Source organism: Cupriavidus sp. 05L411 (assembly GCF_056398045.1).
On the sequence record NZ_JBFTOQ010000005.1, the window covers coordinates 192627 to 218503 of the forward strand.

Consider the following 25877-nt stretch of genomic DNA (forward strand, 5'->3'; position numbering starts at 1 on the left):
GTGATCAATACGGTGAAACATTAAGGAAGAAACGCTGCAGCCAGCCCATGTTCTGCGTCTCGTCGATATAGCCCTTGGCGGTGTACTCGATGCGCGCATCGGCCACTTGCGTGGACGGCACCGCATTGTCGCCGGTGATCGTGCGCGGATTGACCACCCCGGAGAAGCGGATGTACTCCGCGCCCTGGTTGATGGCCATCTGCTTTTCGCCGGAGACGATAAGGTTGCCGTTGGCCAGCACTTCCAGCACGGTCACGGTGATGGTGCCGTTGAACGTATTGGTGGCGCTGGCGCCGCCGCTGGCCTTGAGCGCATTGGCGCCGCTCATGGTTGCGTTCTGGGCGCTGCTGAACAGCCCGCCAAGCGCCCTGGGCACGGCATCGAAGGCCAGCGCGCTGTTGGACGTGCGGCTGGCGTTGGTGCCGGAGTTCTTGCTGGCGTTGACGTTCTCGCTGATCACGATGGTGAGGATGTCGCCCACGTTGCGCGGCCGGCGATCCTCGAACAACGGATTGCCCGCGTACGACGACTGGTAGATCGATCCGCTCGCCGGCGCCAGCGCGCGCGGCTCTGCCCGCGCGGAGGTGGGCAGCTGGACCAGCGGCTCGCGCGGCATCATCGCGCAACCTGTCGCGAAGCAGCAAAGGGCAAGCGCGCCCAGGCGAGTCAGCGAGGCAATCATGATCATCCCAGCTGGGTGAGGCGCTGCAGCATCTGGTCGGAGGTCTGCACGGCCTTGCTGTTGATTTCGTAGGCGCGCTGGGTCTGGATCATGCTCACCAGTTCTTCGACCACGTTCACGTTGGACGCTTCGACGTAGTTCTGCTGCAGCGTGCCGGAGCCGTTCAGGCCAGGCACCGTGGTGTTCGGCGCGCCCGACGCATCGGTCTGCACGTACAGGTTCTCGCCCAGGCTCTCCAGGCCGGCCGGGTTCGCGAAGGTAGCCAGTTGCAGCTGGCCGACCTGCACGTTGGGGCTCGAACCGGGCTGGGTCACAGAGACCACGCCGTCGCGCGCAACGGTCAGCGCCGTGTAGTTGGCCGGCAGGGTAATGGCGGGCTGGATCACGAATCCGCTGGACGTCACCAGCTGGCCGTTCTGGTCGGTCTGGAACGAGCCGTCGCGCGTGTAGGCGGTGGTGCCGTCGGGCATCGTGACCTGGAAGAAGCCCTGGCCGATCACGGCCACGTCCTTGCTGTTGCCGGTCTGCTGCGGATTGCCCTGGGTATGGATCCGCTCGGTAGCCACGGGACGCACGCCGGTGCCCAGCTGCAGGCCGGACGGCAGCGTGGTCTGGTCCGAAGACAATGCGCCGGGCTGGCGGACGGTCTGGTACATCAGTTCCTCGAACACGGCACGCCCACGCTTGAAACCGTTGGTGGAGACGTTGGCCAGGTTGTTCGAGATCACGTCCATCTGCGTCTGCTGCGCATCAAGGCCGGTCTTGGCAATCCAGAGAGAGCGGATCATGTTTGTCCTCACAAGGCTGCCGCGAGCCGCGGCAGCACATCAATTCAAAGTTCAGTTATTCGAGAGCAGTTGATTAGCGCGCTGATCGTTGGTGTCAGCGCCCTGGATCATCTTCATCTGCATCTCGAAGCGGCGGGCGTTGGCGATCATGTCGACCATCGCCTCGACCGGGTTGACGTTGCTGCCTTCGATCGCGCCGGAAATCACGCGGATGTTGGCGTCAACCTGCAGCGGCTGCGCGCCGGGGCGCAGCCGGAACAGGCCATCGTCGCCTCGGGCGATCGAATCGGGCGGTGGATTCACCAGCCGCAGCTTGCCCACCTGGGCCAGGCCCGCGGAGGTCTCGCCAGGGCCGCGTGCGGTGATCGTGCCATCGCTGCCGATGGTGACCTGCGCGCCAGGCGGCACCGCGATCGGGCCACCATCACCCATCACTTGCAGGCCGGTGCTGGTAACCAGCTGCCCGTCCGCGGACACCTGCAGCGAACCGGCGCGCGTATAGGCTTCCGTGCCATCCGGTGCCTGCACCGTCAGCCAGCCGTTGCCCTGCAGCGCCACGTCCAGCGGACGCTCGGTGTAGGTCAGCGGGCCGGCCTTGAAGTCGGCGYCAGGCGTGGACGCCAGCGTGAATGCGCGCGTTGGCGAGGCTTGCCCCACCACCGGCACCGCGCGAAACATGTTGACCTGCGCGCGGAAGCCCGGCGTGGAAGTATTGGCCAGGTTGTTGGACACCGCGGCCTGCTGGTCGAGCGTCTGCTTGGCCCCCGACAGGGCGGTATAGATCATGCGGTCCATGGCGTCCCTTTAGTTCCTGTCCGTGCGGCTCGTCTTGCCAACGCTGCGCATTACAGGTTGACCAGCGTCTGCATGACGGTGTCCTGCGCCTTGATGGTCTGCGCATTGGCCTGGTAGTTGCGCTGCGCCACGATCAGGCTGACCAGCTGGCCGGACAGGTCCACGTTGGATGCCTCCACCGCATTGGACTTGAGCGTGCCAAGGCCACCGCCGGCCGCGCCGACCACGGCCTGGCCCGATGCGCCGGTCGCGGACCACACATTGTTGCCCTCCGGCTTCAGGCCCTGCACGTTGCCAAAGCCAGCCATCACGACCTGGCCCAGCGCCTGCGTCTGCTGGTTCGAATAGCTGCCAAGGATGGTGCCATCCGGCTGGATCGCGAAGCCGAGCAGGCTGCCCGCGGTATAGCCGTTCTGCACAGGCGGCTTGGTGTCGTTGGCGCCGGCGAACTGCGTCGTGCCGGTCAGGTCCATCGCGATGGCCAGGGGCGCCGCACCGTTGGCAGCGGCAATGTTGATGGCGGTGGTAGCGCCGGCGGCCGGCGACTGCAGCGTGCCCTTCGAGTCGAACTTGAGCGTGATCGGCGCGCCAACCACATTGCCCGCCGCATCGGTCAGGTTCATCGTCCAGTCGGTGCCGCCGCCGCCCGCTGCCGGGAACGTGCCCGCGCCGGGCGTGCCCGTGGAGAAGTACGCGGTGAGCTGCTTGGCATTGCCCAGCGAGTCATAGACAGTGACGCCGGAGCTGTAGTTGTACATGCTCGATGTCGGCAGCGCGGCCGGCGTGCTGGCGAACGGCGTGGTCGGTACGGTGCTGCCGGAGTTCAGGTTGAAGGAGATGCCGAGGGTGGTGGTCGCCTTGGCGGCCATCGTGGTGTTCGGCACCACCAGCGGCTGCGGCTGCACAGCGCCGCCGCCCGTCGTGCCTGCCGGGTAGCCGGTCAGTTTCAGGCCTTGCGCGTTGGTGATGCTGCCGTCCTGCTGGCGCTGGAACTGGCCGTTGCGCGAGTAGAAGACCGAGCCCGAGGAATCGGTCAGGCGGAAGAAGCCGTTGCCATTGGTGATGGCCACATCGAGCGCACTGCCGCTCGACTCGATATTGCCCTGGTTGAACGACTGCACCACCGAATTCACGGTCGTGCCCAAGCCGATCTTGGTGCCGGCGTACACGTCGGCGAACTGCGCGGTCGATTGCTTGTAGCCAACCGTGTTGGCGTTGGCGATGTTGTTGCCGATGACGTCCAGATTCGATGCGGCGGCATTGATGCCGCTTACCCCTTGACCGAAACCCATGATTTTCTCCTAGTTACCTGACATCCTGCCGGCGCGTCTCGCGCGTGGCCACGTGATTAAAGAATGCGGCGAACGCCGTCGACCGGCGCGGTGCGGCCGCCGCCGATGTCGACCAGCACGCCCGTGGAGTCGCCACTGATGCTGTTGACCTTGCCGTAGACCAGCGCGACCGGCACGACATCCTTGCCGTTAGCGGTGGCGGTGACCTTGAAGCTGTAATCGCCGTCGGCAACCGCGACGCCCGCATCGTTCTTGCCGTCCCAGGCGATATCGTGCACGCCTGAGGTCTGGCCCTTCATGTCGATGGTGCGCACCACGTTGCCGTCCTTGTCGAGCACGCTGACCGTGACCGCGTCGGCTGTCGCCGGCAAGTCCACGCCGATCTGGCCCGGCACGCCGCTGGCCACCGTGGTGGCATTGCCCGGCACCATCACGGTGTGGCCAATCAGCGCTGCCGAATCCATCGCGCGGCTCGCGCTGACTTGCGACAGCAGCGAGTTCAGCGTGGTGTTCAAGGTCTGCATGCCGCTCACCTGGCTGATCTGCGCGAGCTGCGAGGTCAGCTGCGAGTTGTCCATCGGGTTGAGCGGATCCTGGTTGTTCATCTGCGTGACCAGCATCGTCAGGAAGCTGTTCTGCAGGTCAGCGGCGGAGGCGCTGCCGCTTTGCAGGGTATTGGCGATCCCGGCGGCGCTGGTGCTGCTGCCTGTGGAGGAAGTCGTGGTCATTGCGTATCCCGGTTTTACTGACCGATGGTCAGCGTCTTGAGCATCATGTTCTTGGCGGTGTTGAGGACTTCCACGTTGGCCTGGTAGGAACGCGAGGCCGAGATCATGTTGACCATCTCCTCCACCGGGTTAACGTTTGGCATCGTGACGTAGCCGTCGGCATTGGCCAGCGGATGCGTGGGGTTGTGCACCATGCGCGGGGGCGACGGATCTTCCATCACGCCCTCCACCTGCACACCGCCCACGTCGTTCTGGCCTGGTGTGGCGGCAAGGCCGAACACCACTTGCTTGGCGCGGTAGGGCTGGCCGTTGGGGCCGACCGCACTGTCGGCATTGGCCAGGTTGGACGCGGTCACGTTCATGCGCTGCGACTGCGCAGCCATGGCCGAGCCGGCGACTTCGAAGATGTTCATTGCGGGCATGGCGTGCTCACTGCTGGATGGCCGACAGCATGGTCTTGATCTTGGCGCTCATCACGGTCAACCCGGACTCGAAGTGCACCGCATTGTCGGCAAAGGCGACGCGCTCGGTGTCCATCTCGACGGTATTGCCATCGATGCTCGACTGCATCGGGATGCGGTAGTCGAGTTGCATCTTGTCGGCGAACGCAGACGTCACGCCCGGCAGATGGCGCACCGAGGTGGTGGACAGCGACACGCCTTCGGCTTGCTTTCCGCGCTCGACGCTTTGCGCCAGCGTGCTGGAGAAATCGAAGTCACGCGCCTTGTAGCCGGGTGTGTCGGCGTGGGCGATATTGGAGGCAATCACAGATTGCCGCTGGGTCCGCAAGCTCAGCGCTTCTTGTTGGAAGCGCAACGCCGCATCGAGTCTGTCAATCATGTCTGTGTCTCGCTGGAGGGGGAGAGCAACGAAGGTCGACCTTCTTCAGGTGTGCCATCTTAGGGGCGGCCCCTTCATGCCAATCGCACGAATAGAGCAAAGAAGACCGCGCATTTCGACTCGAGCAAGAACGTGGGGCTGCCTACAATAGGACCCGTTGACACGCACGCGGCACCCGCTTTCGCGGTGCGGTCCGCGTCGTTTCCTTGCCTGGATGTACACATGAACCCTCGTTTCCGGGCCGCCGCGGCGCGCGCCCTGCTCTGCGTGCTGGCCGCCGGCGGCACGCTGCCCGGCAGCGCCGGCGCGGCGCCGCCCTCGCCGTTTCCCGAAGACCCGGTGCGCGCCGCGGTCGAACAATTCCTTGAACGCCAGACTGCCGGCCTGCCCGGCAAGGCCACCATCCAGGTGGTGCCGCCTTCGGGCGGGCGCGCGCCGGATTGCCCGCTGCCCGAGCCGTTCCTGCCGCCGGGCGCGTCCCCCTGGGGCCGGGTCTCGGTCGGCGTGCGATGCGCCGGCGAGCGCCCCTGGACCCGCTACGTGCAAGCGCGCGTGTCGGTGGTGGCCGATTACTATGTGGCAGGGCGTAACCTGATGCCCGGCGAGCCCATCGATGCGGCCGATATGGAAGTCCGCCAAGGCGACCTGGCGTCGCTGCCGCGCGCGGTGGTGACGGATCCCGCACAGGTGACCGGCGCGGTAGCGGCCAACCGCATCGCCATGGGCTCGCCAATGCGGATGGATCTGCTGAAGAAAGCCATTGCCGTACGCCAGGGCCAGAACGTGACGGTGCTGGTGGAGGGCGACTCGTTCCAGCTCAGCAGCGAAGGCAAGGTCATGGCCGAGGCTGCGGTGGGCAACAACGTCCAGGTGCGGCTCAAGAGCGGTCAGGTGGTCAATGCGCTGGTGCGCAACGGCGACACGGTGGTGCTACAGCAATAGGAAATCGGGACGGCGACGCCTGGAGTTGCGTACGCGTCTCATGAGCCGGCTCATGAGACAATATCGCGCGCTCCGGGGCCGGAAAAACGGCGCCGCGGCGTCGCAATTCGACCTAAAGTTTCGGCCCAAGCATCCGATAAGCCAAAGGTACCCAGCAAGGAATCATCGTGAAGATCAATCAGACCACCTCGTCGAGGCCGAGCGACGCCATCGAGGGCGCCGTGCGCAGCGTGGCCGGCGCCCCCGGATCGACGGCTGCCCCGGAGACGTCCAGCGTACGCGTCAGCAGTCCCCTGTCGGCCCAGGTGCGCGAGATCGGCGCGCGCATGGTAGAAGACCATGACGACGATATCGACACCGCCAAGGTCGAAGAGATCCGCCAGGCCATCTCCGAAGGCCGCATCAAGATCGACCCAAGCAAGATCGCCGACGGCCTGCTCGCGTCCCTGCGCGAACTCAGCGGCGGCGCCTGACACCGCGGCTTGCTACGGGCCGCATCGCCAACCCCACCCTAAGATAGGCAAGCCATGAGCCAGTCCCTGATCCAGAACCTGCGCCGCGAGACCGAGCTCGCGCAGGAGTTCGCCACCGTACTAGGCGAAGAAAGAAGCCTGATCAAGACTGGCGATTACCAGGCCCTTGCCGGGCTGCTGGAACGCAAGGTAGAACTGGCTGGATTGCTGGGCGCCCTGACGCGCACGCGCGAGGCGCAGATGGGCGCCATGGGAATTCGCACCGGCGCGGGTGGCCAGCTGTTCGGACGCCAGATCGATCCGTCGGTGGAAGCCGCATGGCGGACGCTGGTATTTGCGGCACGCGCTGCAAGCGACGCCAATGCCCTGAATGCCGCGGTTGTGGATGCGCATCTCGAGTTCACCGAGGAAGCGATCCTGGCGTTGCGGCAACGGGGTGATAACACGACGCTCTATGGGCGCGACGGGCGCGCGCAGACCGGGCCGCAAGGGGTCAGTCTGGCGACTGGTTGAATTAGGTAACGGTTGAGTTGGGTAGTTTGTGGCTTCTCGTTCTTGCGAGTGCCCGCCCTCTCCCCCGGCCCCGCTCCCACAATTGGGAGAGGGCAGAGCAATCCAGCGGGAACAGAAGACGATTCGGTGTAGCCGTGATTGCCGCCCGGCTGGGGTAGCGGGACTGCAGTTGCGGTTAAGCAACCCTGCCCCCTCACCGAAACCCAACCGTCACCGCATTGGCCTGCCCAATCAAAACCGGCGTCAACGCGCCCTTCCCCGGCACCTGAAAAGCGAACACAAAGCCCTTGGCGGCGTCATCCCCGCTAAACGCCTCGGTCAGACCCTCAGCTCCCGAAAGCAATACACATCGTTGCGCATTGCATAGGTAAGCCTGCAGTGCATTCGGCGGCGTACGCGAGAAGCTATAGCGCCACCGCACCGTCGTGATCACGCCCTGCGCCTGCGGTAAATAACCTGTCGGTGAAATCGGGACGGAAACGGTGCGCAAGCCTTTGCTGTACAGCGCAGGCCCGTTCACCGAAGCCGACCAGCTATGCAGCGCCTGCCCGCCAGGCGCTGCCAGTGCCGGGCAGCACGCCACGGCCAGTGCCGCCGCGGTGAAGCGCTTGGGCCAGTTGCTCACAGCAATCCGCGCAACTGCGAACGCAGCCGTGTAATCGCCTGGCTACGGATCTGGCACACGCGCGACTCGGTGACTTCCAGCACCGCGCCGATTTCCCGCAGGTTCAGCTCCTGGTCATAGCACAGCGACAGCACCAGCTTCTCCCGCTCCGGCAGGCGCTCGATGGCGCGGATCAGCGCTTGGCGCATGCCGCTCTCCATCAGCACTGTGAGGGGGTTGCCGTCATCGCTCACGCTCAAGTGCCGGTCCAGGAAGTCTTCTTCGCCGGAGCGCTCGAAGTCTTCATAGTGCAGCAACTGGCAACCATAGACCTCGTTGAGCAGCGTCTGGTATTCGTCGAGCGGCAGCTCCAGCTCCTGCGCCACTTCGGAATCGAGCGGCGCACGGCCCAGCGTTTGCTCCAGGCCGCGCACGGTACGCTCGATCCGCCGCGTGAACTGGCGCAGGCTGCGCGACTGCCAGTCGTTGGCGCGCACCTCGTCGAGCATGGCGCCGCGAATGCGCTGGCTGGCGTAGGTCTCGAAACGCGCACCGTGGGTGTCTTCATAGCGCTTGGCGGCGTCGAGCAGGCCAATCATGCCGGCCTGGATCAAGTCATCAAGCTGCACGCTGGCAGGCAGCTTGGCTGCCAGTTGCAAGGCGATACGACGCACCAGCGACGCATGCGCCGTCACGGTATCAGTCTGTTCGAGCTTTCCCTGAATCGTATACATGGTGGAATTCTCGTGAGTCCTAGCTTGCAGGTCCCGGCGCTTAAGCCAGGGCCGTGGCCGTCGGCACCATCGGCACCGACAGGGTTGAACGGGGATCGGTAGACATTGGCCAGCTGGCAATGCCCGTGGCAATTCGGCGTAGTGCGGCAGTGGCGGGCGCGGCCGGGAAGGCCTCGACCACGCAGCGGCCCAATGCGGTACTGCGCTCAACCAGCGGATCGTGCGGCAGGCTGCCCGCGGGGCTGGCCTCAACGCCAAGGTACTGGCTGGCGGTACGGGCCAGGTTGCCCAGCACCGCATTGGCGGCGGCGTCCCCGGCGGCGGCATTGATCACCAGGTGGAAACGCCGGCAGGCGTACAAGTGATTGAGCTGCTTGATGCAGGCGTATGCGGCTTTGATCGAGGCCGGCTCCGCACGCAGCACCACGATGAGGTTGTGCGCCGCGCCAGCCATTTGCGACAAACCGCCATCCGCATCGCTGCGGGCGTCGCTGAGCACCGTGCGAAACGACTTGAGCAACTGCAGGTCGCCATTGGCCTGGGGGCTGCCCGGCAGCACGGCGATGGTGCCGGCGGGACGCTTGCCGAGCGCAGCATCGAGCGTCACCGCGCCACCCAGCACCGCGGCCAGGGTGCCTTCCGGCATGGCGCCGGCAAGCCGCGTGGCGCGGGCGCCGAAGCGGTCCTCATCGACGAGCAGTACGCGTTCGCCTTGCAGGGCAAGGGCGTTGGCCAGCCCCAGTGCCACCGTGGTGGCGCCGGCACCGGCATCGCTTGCGACCACGGCAATGCGGCGCGTGGCGCGTGGCGCCAGCATGCGCCGCAGGCTTTCCGCCTGGTCGGATGCGAGTGAATTCACGGCTTATTCTCCCTGCGCCAGCGTCTCGAACACGCGGCTGCCGCTCATGCGCGCCTCGAGCAGGCCGCCGGCGCCGCCCAGTTGGAACGTCTCTGGCGGGGCTTCCTGAACAGCGGGCTGCGTGGCGCGGCCGCCGCGGGCCGGATAGTTTTCCAGCACGTCGAGCAAGGCCAGCAGGCGGCCGATACCTTCGACCAGCACGGCGGCGCCGCAAGCCTGGCGAGCCGGCGCACGGCCGGTCAGTCGGGCCAGGAACGCGCCGACCGAATCGTCGCTGGCCTGCTCGAGGCGCAGCGCGGCCACGCCCATCTGCAGCGCGAGCAAGCGGGCGCAGGCCTGCGCTTCAGCCTGTGCGGGTTCATTGCCGCCGTCGCCTTGGCCCAGGTGGTCCAGCGCATGGCGCAGCGTGCGCAGTTGCGCTTCGCCGGCTTCGGCCCAGCGGGCCCAGCGGGCCAGTTGTGCGCCCTCGGCCGACAGCGCCGGGTCGCACAGCAGATAGTGCACGGCGAGCGTCTGGCCGTTCTCGCGGTCGACCACGCGTGACACCAGCAAGCCTGCCTCGGTACCGCCCTCGGCGGCGGAGCGGGCGCCGCGTGCCTGGCCTTCGAGCACCCGTACCGGGCTTTGCGCGATCCACTGCACAGCATCGCGGCCGCGATAGTCCATGTCTTGCACGGCGTGGAAGGTCAGCGTCTCGGCCAGCGCGTCGAGCTTGACGGCAGCCCCGCCGCTGGCCACGCGGGTGGTCTTGCGCGCGGTGGCCAGCCAGCGCTCACCTGCTTGCTGCCAGCGTGCCAGCATGGGGGCGGCAGGCATGGCGTCGAGTACGTTGACCACGGTACGGGCGGCGGCGATGGCAGCGCACAGCGTGGCGGCATCGGCTTCCCATCCGCCTTGGCCGCCCTGCAGCGCCGGGCCGGTGCGGCCGGCGGGCGCGGCGGCGGCCGCCAGCGGCAGGCCGTCGCGGTCCGCCAGGAACAGCGTGTGTTGCCAGGGGCGCGGCGCGCGCCGTCCCGCCACCGGCGTGGCCACCGTGGCGCTCAGCGACAGCACGAAGCGGTCGCAATGGCGGGCGAGGTCGCGGCAGGCGGCCTCGCGCACTTGCTGCGCCATCAGGCGCGGCGAGGATGCGCTCTCATTGCGTTGCTGCCACAGCGAGCGGACCAGTTCAAAGCTATAGCTGCCAGCGTTCAGTTGCTCCACGCAATCGCCCACCGCGTTGGCGCTGTCGGTCAGCGAGCGCAGCATGCCGTCGGCACCGCCGGGGCTGGCCGCGCGCGTGGCTTCGCCATCGTCCTGCGCGGGCATGGCGCGGCGCGCGGCTTCCGCGTCGGCAAACACCGAGCCGCGGCGCGGCGTCTGGAAGGCACGCTCGACAAGGGCCGCGCCGTTGGCGAGCTCAAGGTGCTCGGGCACGCGCTGGCCGGTCGAGGCGTAGTACACCGGCAGGCGGTGGCGGATCACCACGTCGAGCACGGAGCCCAGGTGCGTGGCCTCGTCCAGCTTGCTGACGATGCAGCCGTCGATGCCGCCGTCGGGCGTGGCATCGTGGCGGTAGGCGTGGACGACTTCGTTAAGCGTGTCGCCGTGGCTGGCGCCGTTGAGCAGCAGGATGCGCTGCACCGGCGCCTGCACGCCGGCCAGCATGGCAATCTGCTCGGACAGGTTGCGGTCGCGCTGGCTCATGCCCACGGTGTCGATGATCACCAGGTGCTTCTCGGTCAGCGCCGCAAGCGCAAAGCGCAGGTCGGCCGCGTCCTTGACCGCGTGCACGGGCACGCCAAGGATGTCGCCGTAGATGCGCAATTGCTCGTGCGCGCCAATCCGGAACGTGTCGGTGGTCAGGAGCGCCAGGCGTTCCGGGCCGTGCTTGAGCACGAAGCGCGCGGCCAGCTTGGCGGTGGTGGTGGTCTTGCCAACGCCGGTAGGGCCGACCAGCGCCAGCACGCCACCCTGGGCAAAGAGCGCATCTTCGTCGTTCAGCACCGGCACCTTGCGCGCAAGCTCCTGGCGGATCCAAGTCATGGCAGCAGGCCGGTCATGGCCCAGCGGCAAGTGGCCCAGCAGCGAACGGGCGAGCTGCCCGGAGAAGCCAGCGGTCACTAACCAGGTAAACAGCGAATCGCGCAACGGGTCTCCGCCGATCGACGGCAGGCTGTGCGTGCCCACGCCGGAGAACTGGCGCTCCATCATGGCGCGCATGGTCTGCAGCTCGCCGCGCAGGTCGCCAAGGGCGCCGTCGACAGCGACCGCGGCAGCCGGCGGCGGCGTGAATACCGGCGCGTTGCTGGAGATGGCGCCGAGATCGGTGTCGCGCATCGCGACAATCTCCACGCCACCTTCAACGGTGCGGTTGGACAGCACCACCGCGTCCGGTCCCATCGCCTCGCGCACCTGGCGCAAAGCCTCGCGGCCATTGGCCGCCACGAATTTAGCTACGCTCATTTTGCGAAACCCCTCACGCTGTGCCACCGATCATGGCGGTGATCCTGATATTTCGGTTGTCCGGCACCTCGGCATGCGAGAGCACCTTGAGTTGCGGCATGGTCCGGCGCAGGAAGCGCGCCAGCAACGGGCGCAGCGGATGCGGCACCAGCAGCACCGGATCCAGCCCCAGATGTTCTTGCCTGGTCACCGCGCCTTGCGTCTGCTGCAGCAGTGCATCGGCCAGGCCCGGCTCGATGCCGCCGCCATTAGTGAGCGCTTGCGACAGCACGCGCTCCAAGCCAGCGTCCAGGCCGATGACCTGGAGGTCGGCGCCGTTGGGGAACCACTGCTGGGTGATGGCACGGCCCAGCGCCACGCGCACCAGCGAGGTGAGCTCGTTGGGATCGCTGACCTTCGGCGCGTGCTCGGCCACCACGTCCAGCACGGTGCGCATGTCGCGGATCGGCACGCTTTCGTCCAGCAGGTTCTGCAGGATCTTCTGCAACGCGGTGAGCGTGATGACCTTGGGAACCAGGTCTTCGGTGAGCTTGGGGGATTCCTTGGCGATGCGGTCGAGCAGCGCCTGCACTTCCTGGCGGCCAAGCAGTTCAGCCGCGTGCATGTGGATCAGGTGGTTGAGGTGGGTCGCCACTACCGTGCTTGCGTCCACCACGGTGTAGCCGTAGGTCTGCGCCTGTTCCTTGAGGCCGCTCTCGATCCACACCGCGGGCAGGCCGAAGGCCGGGTCCTGGCTGGGCGTGCCCGGCAGCGCGCCGGACACCTGGCCGGGGTTGATCGCCATCCACTGCCCGGGCGCGGCTTCGCCGCGGCCGATCTCGACGCCCTTGAGCGTGATGCGGTAGGCGTTGGGCTTGAGTTCCAGGTTGTCGCGGATATGCACCACCGGCACCAGGAAGCCGATCTCCTGCGCCACCTTCTTGCGGATGCTCTTGATGCGCCCGAGGAGCTCGCCGTTCTGCGCGCGGTCCACCAGCGGGATCAGGCGATAGCCCACCTCCATGCCAAGCGGATCGACCAGGGTGACATCGTCCCAGCTGGCTTCGGTCGATTCCGGCGCCACCGCGGGAGCGCGTTCCTCGCGCGTCTTTTCCTGCGCCTGCGCCACGTCGCGGCGTGCCACATAGCGGCCGAACCACACCAGCGCGCCGGCAAAGGCCAGGAAGGCGAAGTGCGGCATGCCCGGGATGATGCCCATCATGCCAATGATGGCGCCGGTCAGGTAGAGCACGCGCGGATTGGAGAACAGCTGGCCGGTCAGTTGCTGGCCCACATCCTGCTCGTTGGAGACCCGCGAAACGATCACACCCGCAGCGGTGGAAATCACCAGCGCCGGGATCTGTGCGACCAGGCCATCGCCAATGGTCAGCAGCGTGTAGTTGCGCACCGCGGTTGCGAAGTCCAGGTCATGCTGCACCATGCCCACCACCATGCCGGCGCCGACGTTGATGAACATGATCATCAGGCCCGCCACGGCATCGCCGCGCACGAACTTGCTGGCACCGTCCATCGCGCCGTAGAAGTCCGATTCCTGCGAGACCTCGGCGCGGCGCTTCTTGGCGCCGTCTTCATTGATCAGGCCAGCGTTGAGGTCGGCGTCGATCGCCATCTGCTTGCCGGGCATGGCGTCGAGCATGAAGCGCGCGCCAACTTCAGCGATACGCCCCGCGCCCTTGGTAATGACCATGAAGTTGATCACCACCAGGATCGCGAACACCACGATGCCCACCGCGAAGTTGCCGCCGACCAGGAAGTGGCCGAAGGCCTCGATCACCTTGCCCGCGGCATCCGGCCCGGTGTGCCCTTCCATCAGCACGACCCGGGTCGAGGCCACGTTGAGCGACAGGCGCAGCAGCGTGGTGAACAGCAGCACCGCCGGGAAGGCGGCGAAGTCCAGCGCCTTCTGGGTGTACATGCCCACCAGCAGCACCATGATCGACAGGGCGATGTTGAACGTGAACAGCAGATCCAGGATAAAGGGCGGCAGCGGCAGGATCATCATGCCGAGGATCATGATGATCAGCAGCGGGCCGGCCAGGGCCTTCATCTGCCCGCCTGTCTGGCCCCCCGGCAGTTTGAACAGCGAGGTCAATGCGTTCATGCTTGGCTTTCCGGTACGACTAACTCGTCAGGCACCAGCAGATCGGAGGGTGCCGCCGGATGCGGGCCGCTGCTGTGGTGCCAGTGCTTCAGTTGATAGACCCAGGCCAGGACTTCGGCCACGGAGGTGTACAGGCCGGCAGGGATTTCCCTGCCCAGCTCTACGTGACGATGCAGTGCGCGCGCCAGCGGCGGCGCGGACAGCAACGGCACGCCGTTCTCGACGGCAATCTCGCGGATGCGCGCGGCAACGGCGTCACTGCCCTTGGCGACCACGCGCGGCGCGCTCATGCGCCCTTCTTCGTAGCGCAGCGCCACGGCAAAGTGGGTGGGGTTGGTGACCACCACATCCGCCTTCGGCACTTCCGACATCATGCGGCGCTTGGCCATGGCACGCTGCTGCTGGCGGATGCGCCCCTTGATGTGCGGGTCGCCTTCGCTGTCCTTGTGCTCCTGCTTGACCTCTTCCTTGGTCATGCGCAGCTTCTTGTAGAAGGTCCAGTACTGCCAGGGCACATCGAGCGCGGCCACCAGCACCAGCGAACCCGCCACCATCGCGGAGCAGCTCAGCACCATCTCCAGCATGTGCAGCAGCGCTTCGTGGATCGGCGCGCTCATCAGCGCGATGGCCTCGGGCAACCGCCGCCACAGCACCCAGCCGGCGACGCTGCCAACCAGCAGCGCCTTGGCAATGGCCTTCGCCAGCTCCACCAGCGACTGCGAGGAGAACAACCTGCCCAGCCCCTTGAGGGGCGAGAGGCGGGAGAAATCCGGGGCGAAAGACTTCGCGGAAAACATCCAGCCGCCCAGCAGCATGGGGCCGGCCAGCGCTGCCGCGCCAAAGAACAGCAGCAGCGGCAGGAAGGCCAGCAGGCCCTCCCAGACCGCGATGCCAAAGCGCGACATCATGCGCGTCGTGTCGAAGGCAATCGCCGGCTCGAAGGCCAGGCTAGCGTGCAACACGGCATCGAGCTTGTTGGCAAGCGTGCCGCCCAGCGTCCACAGGCCCACTACGCCGCTCATCAGCATGATCAGCGTGGCGAGCTCGCGCGAACGCACGACCTGCCCCTCTTCGCGCGCCTTTTCCAGGCGCCGCGCTGAGGCGGGTTCGGTTTTCTCGAGATCGCTTTCTTCGGACATGGCCGCTCCGTTACGAAGCGGCATGCGGCCGTTCGTCAGGATCGATTATCGGAGCGCAGACCGGCGGGCATTAGCCGGAATAGGACTGGGATTCTGGCGCTGTTTGCGCGATGGCGCCGCTTGGGCGCGGCGCGCGGGGGAGGGGCGGCATGCGCGATGCGCAGCCCCCGCCTTGGCGGCGGGGGCGCTCCGGCAGTGCACCCGGGCGAAGGGGCGCACGCAGGATGGCGCGGCGCCGCTAGCGGCGCCGCGGTCCGTGCCTGGCGATCAGAAGCCCAGGCTGGCGAGCAGGTCGTCGACCTGTGACTGGTCGGAGACCACGTCGGCCTTGCCTTCGGGGTTCACCTGCGGCCCATTCATCAACGTAGCCGGCGCTTCCACACGGCGATCGGCCGGGACATTGTCGATCAGCACCTGCAGCAGTTCCTGCTCCAGGGAGTGGATCATGTCCATCATCTTCTTGATGACCTGGCCGGTCAGGTCCTGGAAGTCCTGCGCCATCATGATGTCGAGCAGGTGGCTGCCGGTGGCGCGGGCCTGCTGCGGCACGTCGGTCAGGAAGGCGCGGGTGTCGAGCACGAGTTCGCGCGCGTCTCCCAGCTCCACCGGCGTTTCGAACCAGGCTTCCCAGCGCTTGTCGAGCGCCTCGGCCTGCTTCTCCATGCCGGACTGGATCGGCTGCGCCAGCTCCACCGCGGTCAGCGTGCGCTCGGCAGCCTGCTCGGTCATGGAGGCGATATAGCTGAGCCGGTCGCGCGCATCGGGGATGGCCTGTGCGGCACGCTCGATTTCCTTGTCGAGCCCCAATTCRCGCATATTGTCGCGCAGCATCCGCGTCAGGGCGCCAATGCGCTGGAACAGCTGCTCGGCAGATTCGTTGCTGAGAGTCGGAGTCGTCGACATGTCGCCCACCTTATGCCCCTTCCTTCGCCAGTTTCTCGAAGATCTTGGTAATCTTCTCATCGAGCGTCGCTGCCGTGAACGGCTTGACCACATAGCCGTTCGCGCCGGCCTGTGCCGCGGCGATGATGTTCTCCTTCTTGGCCTCGGCCGTCACCATCAGCACCGGCAGCTTGGCTAACGGGCCTTCGGCGCGAATCGCCTGCAGCATGCTCAGGCCGTCCATGTTCGGCATGTTCCAGTCGGAAATGACGAACTGGAAGCTGCCGTCCTTGACTTTCTCCAGGCCCGCGGCGCCGTCTTCGGCTTCCTCGACGTTGGCAAAGCCCAGTTCCTTAAGCAGGTTGCGGATGATGCGACGCATGGTGGGGAAGTCATCGACCACCAGGATCTTCATGTTCTTGTCCACTCTAACGGCTCCAATACAGTTGTGGAAAGTTGCTGCAATACTTGCGCCGGCCCGGCCGGCGTGCGGCCGGGCTGGCGCTTGTGCCCTGTCAAACTCGCTGCGCGCGTGTCCCGAAGGTGGCCAGGCGTGCCATCACGCGCTGGCTCATCGCGTGCAGCGGTACTACCTCATGCACCCCGCCGGCGGCAATCGCCTCCTTGGGCATGCCGAATACGATGCAGCTGCTTTCGTCCTGCGCCAGGTTATAGGCGCCGGCCTCGCGCATGCGCAGCATGCCTTGCGCCCCGTCCTTGCCCATGCCCGTCAGCATCACGCCGATGGCATTCTTGCCGGCGTGCTTGGCGGCCGAATCGAACAGCACCTCGACCGACGGCCGGTGGCGGTTGACCGCCGGCTCCTGCGACAGGTGGGCCACATAGTTGGCCCCGCTGCGCGCAAGCAGCAGGTGCGAGTCGCCCGGGGCAATATAGGCGTAGCCGGGCAGCACGCGCTCGCCGTGCTCCGCTTCCTTGACCGTGATCCGGCACAGGCCGTCCAGGCGCTGCGCGAACGAACGCGTGAAGCCGGCCGGCATATGCTGGACGATCAGCACGGCGGGGCAATCGGGCGGCATCGGCATCAGGAAGTCCTTGATGGCCTCCGTGCCGCCGGTGGACGCCCCGACGATGATCAGCTTCTCCGTGGACAGCAACGGGCTGCGCAGCATCGGGGTAGCCGGCGCTGCCGCTTCCCCGCTGGCGGGTGCCTTGCTGCGGATACGCGCGCGCGACGCCGCGCGGATCTTGTCGGCGATGGTGTCGGTGTAATCCATCAGGCCGTCGCGGATGCCGAGCTTGGGCTTGGTGACGAAATCCACCGCGCCGAGCTCCAGCGCGCGCATCGTGATTTCCGAGCCGCGCTCGGTCAGCGACGACACCATCAGCACCGGCATCGGGCGCAGGCGCATCAGCCGCTCGAGGAAATCCAGCCCGTCCATGCGCGGCATTTCCACGTCCAGCGTAAGCACATCCGGATTCAGGCGCTTGATCAGGTCACGCGCCACCAGCGGATCGGGGGCGGTACCTACCACCTCCATATCGCTCTGGCTGTTGATGATCTCCGTCATCAGGCTGCGTATCAGCGCGGAGTCGTCCACGCACAATACCTTGATCTTGGCCGCAGTCATGTCTGGAAAAAGTCCTTGTCGTATCAGGAAACGGCAGCCGACGGCGCGCGCCGCGAAAACAGTTCCGCGCCGCCCTTTGCGGGCGCCGTCGCGGAGCTGGCGATGGCGCGTGCCAGCGCGCGTTCATTGCGCTCGACCACCACCTGGTCGTCCTGTCGGGTGAGCCGGCGCACCAGCGCCAGCCCGGTAAGCGGAAAATAGCTGACGCGGCGCGCGTGCGGGCCGCGCAGGTCCTGGGCGGCCACGCGGATCTCCTCGGCCTTCAGGTACCTGAGCACGAACTCGGCGTTGCGATCGCCGATATTGAGCGTGGTCATGTTGGCCAGCACCGCGCCACCGCCGAACACCTTGGCTTCGAGCCGCTCACGGCGCGCGCCCATCTTCAGCAATTCGTTGATCAGCACTTCCAGCGCGTAGGAGCCGTAGCGCATCGATGCGGACAGCAGCCGATCCGCACCCGCGCCATCGTCGTCCGGCAGCATGAAGTGGTTCATGCCCCCTACCCCGGCCGTCTCGTCGCGGATGCATGCCGCTACGCACGAGCCGAGCACCGTGGTCAGCACCACGTCCTCGCGGGTCACGTAATACTCGTTGGGCAGCAACTTGATGGCTTGCTTGCCGAATTCGCGGTCAAAGTAGCTGCGGGTGGCGATCGCCTCGGGCAATTGGGGCGTGCGCATCACGATCCTCCCAGCCGGGCCGACTGCGGCGCCAGTTCATAGACAGTCTGCCCGCGCAGCTGGAAGGCGCGCGTCACGTAGGAGAAATTCTCGGAGTGGCCCGCAAACAGCAGCCCGTGCGGCTTGAGCAGCGGCACGAAGCGCTCCAGGATCTTGCCCTGGGTAGGCTTGTCGAAGTAGATCATCACGTTGCGGCAGAAGATCGCGTCGAACTTCTCGCGAATCCCCCAGTCCGGCGCCAGCAGGTTGAGCGGCTCGAAACTGATGGTGCCCGCCAGTTCTGGCTTGACCTTGACCGCGCCGGCGCGCTGGCCGGTGCCCTTGAGGAAAAAGCGCTTGAGCCGCTCCGGCGAGAGCTTGTTCACCTGCTCGGCCATATAGACACCGGAGCGGGCCTTGGCCAGCACCTGGGTATCGATATCGGTTGCCAGCACCGTGGCGGCGCGCTCGCCGAGCGCCTCGGCCAGCGTGATGGCGATCGAGTAGGGTTCCTCGCCGGTGGACGCGGCCGAGCACCATACCGAGTAGGGCCGGCCGGTCTTCTTGGCGTGCTCCGCCAGCAAGGGGAAGTGATGGGCTTCGCGGAAGAACGACGTCAGGTTGGTGGTGAGCGCGTTGGTAAAGAACTCCCACTCGTCCGAGCCGTCATCGGCATCCAGCATCGCCAGGTAAGTGCCGAAATCAACCAGCTGCAGCGTGCGCAGCCGCCGCGCCAGCCGGCTGTACACCATCTCTCGCTTGTGGCTGCCAAGCGAGATGCCCGCGCGGCGATGAATCATCGCGCGGATCTTCTCGAAGTCCCGCTCGGTCAGCAGGAAGTCACGCGGCTCGTCGCGCCGCAGGGAAGCGGGCTGCGCTGATTGCGGGCCGGCGGCAAAGGCGGTTGGGCGAAGCTGCGTCATGTGTTGCGAGGGCTTTTGGCCGTGGTCTTGCTGGGGCTTGCTTTGGTGAACTCAGGCGGATCCGGTCGGGATCAGGCGAGCTCGGCTTCGACCAGTTCCATTTCGGCACTGGTCATCAGCTTCTCGATGTCGATCAGGATCAGCATGCGGCCGTCGACAGTGCCAAGGCCGGTCAGGTGATCGTTGGAAACCGAGACGCCGAACTCCGGCGCCGGCTTGATGGCTTCGCCGGTCAGGGTCAGCACGTCCGATACGCCATCCACCACGATGCCAACCACACGGCCGGCGATATTGAGGATGATGACCACGGTCTGGTGGTCGTAGCGCACGTTGCCCAGGCGGAACTTCAGGCGCAGGTCCACGATCGGCACGATCACGCCGCGCAGATTGGTCACGCCCTTGATGAAGTCAGGCGCATTCGCCAGGCGGGTCACCGCGTCGTAGCCGCGGATCTCCTGCACCTTGAGAATGTCGATGCCATACTCTTCGCTCCCCAGCGTGAAAACCAGGAACTCCTGCCCGGAAGCTTCGCTCCCGGGGGTATCGATGTGTCCGATGCCGGCCATGATGTCTTGTTCTCCTGAGCGTTAAGCAAGCGCCGGGTCTTGGCGGCGCACTCCGGTGCGCTGCAGCGCGCCGACGTCCACGATCAGTGCCACGCTGCCGTCGCCAAGGATGGTGGCGGCGGAAATGCAAGGCACCTTGCGGTAGTTGGTTTCGAGATTCTTCAGCACGACCTGGTGCTGCCCGATCAGTTGGTCCACCAGCAGCGCGAAGCGCTTGCCTTCGGCCTGCAGGATCACGGCGATGCCTTGGGTCGGCTCGTGCACGGCTTCGGCCACGTTGAACACGCGGTGCAGCTCCAGCAGCGGCAGGTACTCGCCGCGCACATGCATCACGCGGTCGTTGTTGGCGGCCGTGTGCACGTCTTCCGGCTTGGGCTGCAGCGACTCCATCACGCAGTTCAGCGGCAGGATGAAGGTCTCGGCGCCCACCTTGACGGACATGCCGTCCAGGATCGCCAGCGTCAGCGGCAGCACGATGCGGGTGGTTGTGCCCTGGCCGGGACGCGAGGTGACCTCGACGTGGCCGCCCATTTCCTGGATGTTCCGCTTGACCACGTCCATGCCCACGCCGCGGCCGGACAGGTCGGTCACCGCTTCGGCGGTGGAGAATCCCGGCGCGAAGATCAGTTGCCAGACTTCATCGTCGCTGATGTTCTCCGACACCGGCAGGCCATTCTGCAGCGCCTTGGCGAGGATCTTGTCGCGGCGCAGGCCACCGCCGTCGTCGCTCACTTCAATGACGATGTTGCCACCGTGGTGCTGGGCCGACAGGATCAGCTGCCCGGTGGGTTCCTTGCCCGCGGCAACGCGCAAGTCCGGTGTCTCGATGCCATGGTCCAGGCTGTTGCGCACCAGGTGGGTCAGCGGATCGATGATGCGTTCGATCAGGCTCTTGTCGAGCTCGGTGGCCTTGCCGAAGGTGACCAGGTCGATCTGCTTGCCCAACTTGCCGGCCAGATCGCGCACCAGGCGCGGGAAGCGCGAGAAGACGTAGTCCATCGGCATCATGCGGATCGACATCACCGCTTCCTGCAGGTCGCGCGCATTGCGCTCGAGCTGGCCCATGCCGGAGAACAAGCGGTCAAACAGCACCGGATCGAGCGCGGATGCGGTCTGCGCCAGCATCGATTGCGTGATGACCAGTTCGCCCACGAGGTTGATGATCTGGTCCACCTTTTCGGTGGGCACGCGGATGGAGCCGTTCTCCTGCGCGTGCGCGGCCGCGGCGGGCTGCGCCTTGGCTTTTTCCTTGGCGGGAGCGGGCGCGGGCGCGGCCGGAGCCTGCGCCGGTGCGGCGGCGGCCGGCGCGGGCGCAGCGGCCGCAGCTACCGGCTCGGCCGCTGCCGGCGCCGGCGCATCCGCCGCTTCCACGACGATCTGGTCGCCGTCGACGACGAAGCAGCACACCGCGATGATGTCATCGGCGCTGCACTGGCTCGACAGCCACACGGTGAGATCGCCGCCCTCTTCCTTCTGGCCCGTGATCTCGCCCAGGTTGGCGAGTTCCTCGCGCAACAGCGCCTGGTCCGAAGGCGACACCTTGACCAGCGTCACCTTCAGGCCACCGCCGGCGGGTGCCGATGCCACCGGTGCCGCGGCTGCCGCTGCGGCAACAGGCGCAGCCGGGGCGGGCGCCGCCGGCGTGCCGCCCGCAGCCTCGAGCGCCAGTTGTTGAAGAACGGCGCAGATACGCGCCAGCGTTTCCGGATCGGGTTCCGTACCGTTACGGTAGGCGTTGAGCTGATCTTGCAACACGTCCTTGGTTTCCAGAAAAGTGTCGATGATGGTCCGGGACAACGCCAGTTCCCGCCGCCGTGTACGGTCAAGCAGGTTTTCCAGCAGGTGCGTGGTTTCGGTCAGGGCGGCGAAGCCGAACGTGGCCGCGCCGCCCTTGATAGAGTGCGCCGCGCGAAAAATCGCGTTGAGCTCTTCCGCATCGGGGGATTCGAGATCCAGCCCAAGCAGCAGTTGCTCCATTTCCACGAGGAGCTCTTCCGCCTCCTCGAAAAAGGTCTGGTAGAACTGCGTGATATCGATATCGACAGACATAACCGTCCTGGCTCACTGAATTTTGCTGCGAAGCCCGCTGCCGGCATGGCAGGCGGCCTTCATTGAACACTGCCCGGCTTGGCCGGGGCCGCGGCGGCGTTGCCCGGCGCAGCCGCAGCCGGGGCGGCCGAAGCGGCCGGCGCGACTGCGGTTGCGGGGGCGGAGGCGGCCGCCAGGCCTGCCTGCACTTCCTGGCCGGCTTCACCGGCCTTTGCTGCGATCGAAACCTCGGCGGCGCTGGCATTCTCAGCCTCGATCCGAGACTGCGCGCGCTGGTTCAGCACCACGATGCTGATGCGGCGATTCACCGGCGCGAGATCGTCCTTCTTGTCGAGCGGCATGGTCGCGGCCAGGCCAATCACGCGCAGCACCTTGCCCTCGTTCATGCCGCCGGCAATCAGCTCGCGCCGGGAGGCATTGGAGCGGTCGGAAGACAGCTCCCAGTTGCTATACGTGCGCTCGCCATTGGAATAGTTGGCGGAGTCGGTATGGCCGGACAGGCTGACCTTGTTGGGCATCTCGTTGAGCACCGGGCCGATCTCGCGCAGGATGCTGCGCATATACGGCTCGACCGCGGCGCTGCCGGTACGGAACATCGGCCGGTTCTGCGTATCCAGGATCTGGATGCGCAAACCTTCGCTGGTGATATCGAGCAACAACTGCGGGCGGAACTGGCGCAGCACGGGGTTGTTCTCGATGATCTGCTCAAGACGCTTCTTGAGCGAGCGCAGGCGCTCGGCTTCCTGGCGTTCCTTGGCCTTTTCCGTGGCGTCTTCGGGCGTCTTCCTGACTTCCGCGTCCTGGCGGGTCACGTCCGTGCCGCCGCCAGGGATCACGCTGGAAGACATGCTGCTCTTGTTGCCGCCCGCAATGGCCACTTTCAGCGGTGTGCGGAAATACTCGGCCAATTGCACCAGGTCCTTGGGCTGGGCAGCCTTCAGCAGCCAAAGCACAAGGAACAGCGCCATCATYGCSGTCATGAAGTCGGCGTAGGCGATCTTCCACGATCCGCCATGATGCCCGGCGCTGCTCTTCTTGATGCGTTTGACGACAATGGGGTGCGCACCGTGCTCACTGCTCATCGCTGTCGCTCCTCTTCGTCAGGTGATGCTCTTGACTTCGCGGACGTGGTCGTCCAGTTCGAGGAAGGATGGCCGCTCGGTCGAGTACAACACCTTGCGGCCGAACTCCACCGCCACCAGAGGCGCGTACCCATTGAGCGAAGCCAGCAGCGTGACCTTGATGCACTCGTACATCTTCACGGTTTCATCCACCTGGTGCTCGACCCGCGCCGCCAGCGGCGAGACAAAGCCGTAGGCGAGCAAGATGCCGAGGAAGGTGCCAACCATGGCGTGGGCAATCAGCGCGCCCAATTCGGCCGGCGGCAGGTCTGCCGAGGCCAGCGCGTGCACCACGCCCATCACCGCGGCGACAATGCCGAAGGCGGGCAGGCCGTCGCCGACCCGGGTCAGCGCATGCGCCGGCACCTCGGCCTCGTGGCGGAAGGTCTCGATCTCGTGATCCATCAGGGTCTCGATCTCGAAGGCGTTCATATTGCCGTTGACCATCATGCGCAGGTAGTCCGTCAGGAACTCCATCATTCCCGGGTCGGCAAGGATGCGCGGATACTGGCTGAACACGCTGCTGGCCGCCGGATCCGCGATTTCCTTCTCGAGGAACAGGATGCCTTCGCGGCGGGCCTTGGACAGCAGGACATAGAGCAGCGCCATGACTTCCATGTACAGCGCCTTGCTGTACTTGCTGCTGCGAAACAGTGTGGGCAGCACGCGAATGGTGGCCTTGATAGCCTTGCCATTATTGGAGCTGATGAACGCGCCGACCGCGGCGCCCCCAATGATGACAAGCTCTGCCGGTTGATAAAGCGCGCCCATATGGCCGCCGGTCATGGCGTATCCGCCAAGCACCGCCGCTATCACGACAACAAAGCCAATTACAACTAGCACGATTGATTCCCCGTCAGAAAAACACGCGTCAGGCACGCACAAGAGTCACCCCTCCAGCCAGGCGGATATGCCGCCTGCCTTGGCAGGGCTCACCTGTCACGCAGGCTGCCATCGGATCTGAGACCTTGGGACTATCGGGCCTTGAAGCCTTGGGTCCTGAAGTCTGTCCGTCTTAAGACTTAACGACTGAAGACGGCAAGACTTGAAGACTTAGTGCCCTATCGACCCAAGGATTTCAGTCAGGCGACACCTTGCGCTGGTGCGATGTCCTTCGAGAGCTTCTTGGCTTTGCCAGCACGCGAGGGCGGACGGCACAGGCTGCATACGAAATTCGCATGCGGCTCGTACGCGTGCGTCACGAAACGCCCACCGCAGCAGGTGCAGCTGGAAAGCTGCAGCATGTTGCTCTCGAAAAACCGTACTAACGTCCAGGCACGGGTGAAACTTAAGACAATTTCGCTTTCGAGCAGCGATACGTGCTCAAGATAGAGCCGATAGGCGGCCACCACGCCGCGGATGCCAACCGTCTCGCCCTGCTGGACCATGAACTGATAGGCCGAGAAGAACAGCGAGGAATGGATGTTTGGCAACCAGGTGGTGAACCAGTCGGTCGAGAAGGGGAGCATGCCCTTGGGCGGCGAGGCGCCGCGCAGCTCCTTGTAGAGGCGGATCAGGCGATCGCGCGAGAGCGTGGTCTCGGCTTCGAGGACTTGCAGGCGCGCACCCAGGCCGATCAGCTCAATGGCGAGCTGGGTCTGGTTGGCATCCTGCAGGACGCTCTTGCGATTGGGGACGGGAGTGGCCGTGGTACTCCGGGCTGACGGGGCCTGCAGGAGCGCGGTCAATTGAGCGACTCCACGGGCTGCCGTGCGAGCAGGATCGCAGCATGGATCTGCTGCATATCATGGCTCTTGGCCGTATGGGTGAGTGTCGACAGCAAGGCATGGTCGTCGAACCGAAAACGGCATAGGACCATGTTTGATGCTGCCAGTTTGACAAGCTGGGCCGGTGTCAGCTTGGCGAGAATGTCGGCAATTTCCTTGCTGACGCCAAGCCTGAACATGGCTTCCAGATGATTTTCGCGCACCAGGCGTTGCGCGAGCAGCAGATAGGCGAGATTAACCTCCCTGATCTCCTGGAGAACTTCACTGCTTTCCAATTTTTCCCCGCTACCAAAAGCCCTTCGACCGCTTGTCCGGCGCTTACCCGCAGCCGAAGGCTGAAGGCGACCAGATCGTTTGAGTGCGTGTGCGATGGGTACTGCGTACGACTACGGAACTGCGCTTGGTCAGACCTATCTGAAACGTTACAAATGTTACAGAGTGTAAGTGCGACTGACAGTGTTATATCGGCAATTTGAGCAGACTGCCAATCCCCTCTTACGTTGGGGTACAGCAATGTCGCATGAAACATACATGGGATTCAAAGTTTGTAACAGCCATCTCCTTGTCATGTGATTTGCATCAAAACTGTTACACCTACGTAACAGAGGAAAAGCTCTAAACTGGTGCGTTAGGTCATCCCGCTCGAGGGTGTACTAGTCGCATTCCTCTATTGACGAGCCGGCCTCACTACACTAGGACCCTGCGCAGCCATGCAGCCACCCGTGCGAACAGGTCGTCGGGCTCTTCGCGGAACAGATGCGGGCAGGTTTGCTCCACTTGTTCCATCACGCGTGCGGCTTCTTCTGCACTCACGGTGCCGTAGTCCATCGATAGCCCCAGCAACGCGCGCAATTCGCCCAGACGCGAGCGTGCCGTGCCGGTGGTGCGCTCAGTCTGCACCATGTACATGAGGTCGTAGACCCTGCGGCGCAGGCTTTCCGCGACGCGCCATGCCGGTGTCTGCATCTGCTCCTCAAGCGTGCGGATATCCACCGCCGAGGTAGCCAGCTGGGATGCCAGGGGATCGGTAAAGGCCAGGTCAGCCCCGGCGTCCTCCAGTATCTGCCGCGACCAGTCACGGGCGTGCGCAAGGCGTTCCTGCGGCGTCCACTCGTAGCGCACCGCCAGGCCGTAGCCATAGCGCTGCGCGTCGCGCATCAGCGTCGCCATGGCATTGGGCAGCTGCTTGTTGAACACACGCTTGGCCCAGGCGTACTCCCCACCCGAGAGCAGCCGCGTGACGGCACGCTCGGTCAGCGGGCCGTCATGGTGCAGCAGGCGCGCCCGCAGGAAGTCATCGAAGCCGGGCGGCGTGAACTCGTTGTCCAGCCCGGTCGAGAGCTTGACGAAGTGCTCGAACTCGGCGCGCAGCTTGGCCGCGGCCTCTTCGGGCAGCGCCAGGGTGATTTCAGTAGTCATGATG

The 25877-nt window shown here is 65.5% G+C and carries 28 protein-coding genes; 3 read left to right on the forward strand and 25 right to left on the reverse strand.

Annotated features, from left to right (window positions below):
* Positions 1-4 precede the first annotated feature (4 nt).
* Genes flgH through flgB form a run of 7 tightly spaced genes read right to left on the reverse strand, consistent with a single transcriptional unit; the run spans position 5 to position 5125 of the window.
* Entirely contained in the window at positions 5-682 is a 678-nt protein-coding gene (gene flgH / locus AC1DQR_RS07800; protein ID WP_370564869.1) for a flagellar basal body L-ring protein FlgH, read from the reverse strand.
* 2 nt (positions 683-684) lie between these two features.
* A complete protein-coding gene (gene flgG / locus AC1DQR_RS07805; protein ID WP_477132839.1) occupies positions 685-1470 on the reverse strand; it encodes a flagellar basal-body rod protein FlgG in 786 nt (261 codons plus the stop codon).
* A gap of 51 nt (positions 1471-1521) precedes the next feature.
* Positions 1522-2265 carry a flagellar basal-body rod protein FlgF gene (flgF, locus tag AC1DQR_RS07810; protein WP_477132840.1) on the reverse strand — a complete coding sequence of 248 codons (744 nt, stop codon included), beginning with the start codon at positions 2263-2265 and terminating at the stop codon, positions 1522-1524.
* Positions 2266-2315: 50 nt separating this feature from the next.
* Positions 2316-3557: a flagellar hook protein FlgE gene (gene flgE, locus AC1DQR_RS07815; RefSeq protein WP_416051538.1), complete on the reverse strand. Its 1242-nt coding sequence runs from the start codon at positions 3555-3557 to the stop codon at positions 2316-2318.
* Positions 3558-3613: 56 nt separating this feature from the next.
* A complete protein-coding gene (locus AC1DQR_RS07820; protein WP_416051537.1) occupies positions 3614-4285 on the reverse strand; it encodes a flagellar hook assembly protein FlgD in 672 nt (223 codons plus the stop codon).
* Positions 4286-4299: 14 nt separating this feature from the next.
* Positions 4300-4707, reverse strand: coding sequence for a flagellar basal body rod protein FlgC (flgC, locus tag AC1DQR_RS07825; RefSeq protein ID WP_006162655.1), 408 nt, complete (start codon positions 4705-4707; stop codon positions 4300-4302).
* Positions 4708-4714: 7 nt separating this feature from the next.
* On the reverse strand, positions 4715-5125 hold the full coding sequence (flgB, locus tag AC1DQR_RS07830) for a flagellar basal body rod protein FlgB (protein ID WP_416051536.1): 411 nt from the start codon (positions 5123-5125) through the stop codon (positions 4715-4717).
* A gap of 222 nt (positions 5126-5347) precedes the next feature.
* Between flgB and flgA the strand changes: the two genes are divergently transcribed.
* The 3 genes from flgA (at position 5348) to AC1DQR_RS07845 (ending at position 7053) form a co-directional block, all read left to right on the forward strand.
* Positions 5348-6067 (forward strand): flagellar basal body P-ring formation chaperone FlgA, encoded by a 720-nt coding sequence (gene flgA, locus AC1DQR_RS07835; protein ID WP_416051535.1) that lies wholly within the window; start codon positions 5348-5350, stop codon positions 6065-6067.
* 167 nt (positions 6068-6234) lie between these two features.
* Positions 6235-6540, forward strand: coding sequence for a flagellar biosynthesis anti-sigma factor FlgM (gene flgM / locus AC1DQR_RS07840; protein WP_416051534.1), 306 nt, complete (start codon positions 6235-6237; stop codon positions 6538-6540).
* Positions 6541-6594: 54 nt separating this feature from the next.
* Positions 6595-7053 (forward strand): flagella synthesis protein FlgN, encoded by a 459-nt coding sequence (locus tag AC1DQR_RS07845; protein WP_416051533.1) that lies wholly within the window; start codon positions 6595-6597, stop codon positions 7051-7053.
* Positions 7054-7246: 193 nt separating this feature from the next.
* Here the strand turns inward: AC1DQR_RS07845 and AC1DQR_RS07850 are convergent, their stop codons facing one another.
* The 18 genes from AC1DQR_RS07850 to AC1DQR_RS07935 form a co-directional block, all read right to left on the reverse strand.
* Positions 7247-7678: a flagellar protein FlhE gene (locus AC1DQR_RS07850; protein WP_416051532.1), complete on the reverse strand. Its 432-nt coding sequence runs from the start codon at positions 7676-7678 to the stop codon at positions 7247-7249.
* Positions 7675-8391 (reverse strand): RNA polymerase sigma factor FliA, encoded by a 717-nt coding sequence (locus AC1DQR_RS07855; protein WP_416051531.1) that lies wholly within the window; start codon positions 8389-8391, stop codon positions 7675-7677. Before AC1DQR_RS07855 ends, AC1DQR_RS07850 begins: the two co-directional genes overlap by 4 nt.
* Before the next feature lie 40 nt (positions 8392-8431).
* Positions 8432-9250: a MinD/ParA family ATP-binding protein gene (locus AC1DQR_RS07860; protein WP_416051530.1), complete on the reverse strand. Its 819-nt coding sequence runs from the start codon at positions 9248-9250 to the stop codon at positions 8432-8434.
* 3 nt (positions 9251-9253) lie between these two features.
* Positions 9254-11695 carry a flagellar biosynthesis GTPase FlhF gene (gene flhF / locus AC1DQR_RS07865; protein WP_416051529.1) on the reverse strand — a complete coding sequence of 814 codons (2442 nt, stop codon included), beginning with the start codon at positions 11693-11695 and terminating at the stop codon, positions 9254-9256.
* 13 nt (positions 11696-11708) lie between these two features.
* Positions 11709-13796 carry a flagellar biosynthesis protein FlhA gene (flhA, locus tag AC1DQR_RS07870; RefSeq protein WP_416051528.1) on the reverse strand — a complete coding sequence of 696 codons (2088 nt, stop codon included), beginning with the start codon at positions 13794-13796 and terminating at the stop codon, positions 11709-11711.
* Positions 13793-14935, reverse strand: a complete 1143-nt coding sequence (gene flhB / locus AC1DQR_RS07875) for a flagellar biosynthesis protein FlhB (RefSeq protein ID WP_477132841.1) — start codon at positions 14933-14935, stop codon at positions 13793-13795. Before flhB ends, flhA begins: the two co-directional genes overlap by 4 nt.
* Positions 14936-15202: 267 nt before the next feature.
* Positions 15203-15838 carry a protein phosphatase CheZ gene (gene cheZ / locus AC1DQR_RS07880; RefSeq protein ID WP_043358525.1) on the reverse strand — a complete coding sequence of 212 codons (636 nt, stop codon included), beginning with the start codon at positions 15836-15838 and terminating at the stop codon, positions 15203-15205.
* A 10-nt stretch (positions 15839-15848) separates the two neighbouring features.
* Complete coding sequence (cheY, locus tag AC1DQR_RS07885) at positions 15849-16244, reverse strand: chemotaxis response regulator CheY (protein WP_043357014.1); 396 nt, start codon at positions 16242-16244, stop codon at positions 15849-15851.
* 88 nt (positions 16245-16332) lie between these two features.
* A complete protein-coding gene (locus AC1DQR_RS07890) occupies positions 16333-17409 on the reverse strand; it encodes a protein-glutamate methylesterase/protein-glutamine glutaminase (RefSeq protein ID WP_416051526.1) in 1077 nt (358 codons plus the stop codon).
* Positions 17410-17432: 23 nt separating this feature from the next.
* Positions 17433-18089 (reverse strand): chemoreceptor glutamine deamidase CheD, encoded by a 657-nt coding sequence (cheD, locus tag AC1DQR_RS07895; RefSeq protein WP_253930426.1) that lies wholly within the window; start codon positions 18087-18089, stop codon positions 17433-17435.
* Positions 18089-18991, reverse strand: a complete 903-nt coding sequence (locus AC1DQR_RS07900) for a CheR family methyltransferase (RefSeq protein WP_477132842.1) — start codon at positions 18989-18991, stop codon at positions 18089-18091. The genes cheD and AC1DQR_RS07900 overlap by 1 nt, the downstream gene beginning before the upstream one ends.
* 71 nt (positions 18992-19062) lie before the next feature.
* The gene (gene cheW / locus AC1DQR_RS07905) at positions 19063-19557 is read right to left on the reverse strand and encodes a chemotaxis protein CheW (RefSeq protein WP_006162638.1); all 495 of its coding nucleotides are present in this window, start codon (positions 19555-19557) and stop codon (positions 19063-19065) included.
* A 21-nt stretch (positions 19558-19578) separates the two neighbouring features.
* Complete coding sequence (gene cheA, locus AC1DQR_RS07910) at positions 19579-21606, reverse strand: chemotaxis protein CheA (RefSeq protein ID WP_477132843.1); 2028 nt, start codon at positions 21604-21606, stop codon at positions 19579-19581.
* Positions 21607-21665: 59 nt separating this feature from the next.
* Positions 21666-22688: a flagellar motor protein MotB gene (motB, locus tag AC1DQR_RS07915; protein WP_416051523.1), complete on the reverse strand. Its 1023-nt coding sequence runs from the start codon at positions 22686-22688 to the stop codon at positions 21666-21668.
* 18 nt (positions 22689-22706) lie between these two features.
* A complete protein-coding gene (gene motA, locus AC1DQR_RS07920) occupies positions 22707-23570 on the reverse strand; it encodes a flagellar motor stator protein MotA (RefSeq protein ID WP_253930423.1) in 864 nt (287 codons plus the stop codon).
* 239 nt (positions 23571-23809) lie between these two features.
* Positions 23810-24415: a flagellar transcriptional regulator FlhC gene (gene flhC, locus AC1DQR_RS07925; RefSeq protein WP_477132844.1), complete on the reverse strand. Its 606-nt coding sequence runs from the start codon at positions 24413-24415 to the stop codon at positions 23810-23812.
* Positions 24412-24729: a flagellar transcriptional regulator FlhD gene (flhD, locus tag AC1DQR_RS07930; protein ID WP_006162633.1), complete on the reverse strand. Its 318-nt coding sequence runs from the start codon at positions 24727-24729 to the stop codon at positions 24412-24414. Before flhD ends, flhC begins: the two co-directional genes overlap by 4 nt.
* A gap of 412 nt (positions 24730-25141) precedes the next feature.
* Positions 25142-25873 (reverse strand): DUF4088 family protein, encoded by a 732-nt coding sequence (locus AC1DQR_RS07935; RefSeq protein WP_416051522.1) that lies wholly within the window; start codon positions 25871-25873, stop codon positions 25142-25144.
* Positions 25874-25877 lie beyond the last annotated feature (4 nt).